This is a genomic window from Cellvibrio mixtus subsp. mixtus J3-8 (assembly GCF_000766945.1).
Classification (GTDB): Bacteria; Pseudomonadota; Gammaproteobacteria; order Pseudomonadales; family Cellvibrionaceae; genus Cellvibrio; species Cellvibrio mixtus_A.
The window spans coordinates 1-1,594 of record NZ_ALBT01000139.1 but is presented as its reverse complement, the minus strand read 5'-3'; the positions used below and the strand labels follow the sequence as shown (position 1 = coordinate 1,594).

Genomic DNA, 1,594 nt, shown 5'->3' with positions numbered 1-1,594 from the left:
ATCTTCACATTGGAAGATTCACAGGAATACCCGCTCGGATCCGTAAAACTCAGAGGATTATTGAACACATACGAATAACGATTATAACTCTGTGAATTATAAGGCGCCTGCACAAACGGATCAGCACTCAGGAAGCGGCCCAATTCCGGATCATACACACGGCCATTCATGTGGATTAATCCCACCGAATCCAGATGCTCGTGATCAGTAAAACCACGTGCAGTGAATGCTGTAAAAAAGAATAGTATTTTTTATGAAAAAGGCCGAATAGCTTTTGCTATTCGGTTTTTTGTAGATTGATAGTGAGGAACCAACCTCAACATGTCCATACATTCATAACAACTAAAACCAAAATCCGAGTACCTTTAATTGTTTTTTTGCACTCATGAAACAATACCCGCCACAGGCAACCGTGCCCTGGCTGCAACTCAAAGGCCATTGGTTAAAACACGCGGGGTTTGATATCAACTCACTCGTGACCATTCGGGTAATGTACGGGTGTTTGGTGCTGACAACCGAGTGAGGAACGTGAATAAAAATGCCGTTACGAGAGCGGCATTTTTAGTTTGGACGGGACACAATTTATTAAAAAGTATTTTTGTTTAACAAGCTAACAATTACGACAGAAGGGTGATGTACGTCATTAACAAAAATTGAAAATGCTGCTTTTCCATTTGGGACATCAAGCTCTAGAAGAGTTTCAAGCTCAGCTGTAACTACAGCAATTTTTCCACCATAAATAGAAATACTGCCTTCAAATACGTGATGATAATTTAAGGAATTTTCAAAATTAACAACTAAAGAAACCTCTGTTTCTCCGTCTTCGGGTGCCTGAGTAGCAACAGACACGCATGTATCTGTTGCAGATGCAACTTGATCAGGAATATATACTGGAATAACAGTTTCATTATTTTTTAGATCAACAATAAATAATATTGCATTAGGCACATTAACAATTACTTTATTCATTTAATGAACTCCGCTTTTTGAATAACTCTTGTGCAACCTCTCCACCTTGTTGCCTCATACAAACGATGCAATGAGGGAGAAAAATCTTTGGGTTCCCCAAAGCTTGAGCTGGTTGATGATCTGCTACAGCATTACCACTTTTTGTTCCTGCGTTTTTAGTTCCACAGGTATGGCAGCCATACTTTTCCATTAATTCATTAACTTTCCGTTGCTCTTCAGCTGTTGGCTTACCTCTGTGTGCAGGTATCGATTATTTTGCATATGGTCCAGGAGATAGCGTAGATGCTTTTTTAGTTTCAAGAGCTTCTGTATTTTTCTTGCTGTTCTTCTTCTCCAGTACAGTCAGTACAGTACCAAGAAGCGTAGCTGCTGCACTATATCCTTTTCCATCAATTTCATCCTGGAGCTTCTTTAGTTCTTCCGCAGAATCTTGATCCACTTCCTCCATGAAATTAAACGTGTTATCGCCAGTATAGCTATTAAGAAATTGCAATTGGCCCCGTGTTTCATAATCAACAAAATACGGAGCAGAAATTGTCCATGCTTGGTTTACAAAATCCTGCCAATATTTTCCAAAATCAATCGCATCCTGCCCACACAATGTAGTCGCACCACTACCCGCTGA

The 1,594-nt window shown here is 39.8% G+C and carries 4 protein-coding genes; 1 reads left to right on the top strand and 3 read right to left on the bottom strand.

Annotation, left to right across the window (positions count from 1 at the left end):
- On the bottom strand, nucleotides 1-248 hold a 248-nt coding region (locus A596_RS23865), incomplete at its 3' end, for an RHS repeat domain-containing protein (protein ID WP_160280080.1).
- A gap of 137 nt (nucleotides 249-385) precedes the next feature.
- Between A596_RS23865 and A596_RS23860 the strand changes: the two genes are divergently transcribed.
- Complete coding sequence (locus A596_RS23860; RefSeq protein WP_084128057.1) at nucleotides 386-523, top strand: SymE family type I addiction module toxin; 138 nt, start codon at nucleotides 386-388, stop codon at nucleotides 521-523.
- 62 nt (nucleotides 524-585) lie between these two features.
- Here A596_RS23860 and A596_RS05010 read toward each other — a convergent pair whose 3' ends face one another.
- Nucleotides 586-969, bottom strand: a complete 384-nt coding sequence (locus tag A596_RS05010; protein WP_039913064.1) for a hypothetical protein — start codon at nucleotides 967-969, stop codon at nucleotides 586-588.
- A gap of 250 nt (nucleotides 970-1,219) precedes the next feature.
- Nucleotides 1,220-1,594 (bottom strand): hypothetical protein (locus A596_RS23085; protein WP_160280078.1); only part of this gene is annotated, 375 nt, incomplete at its 5' end.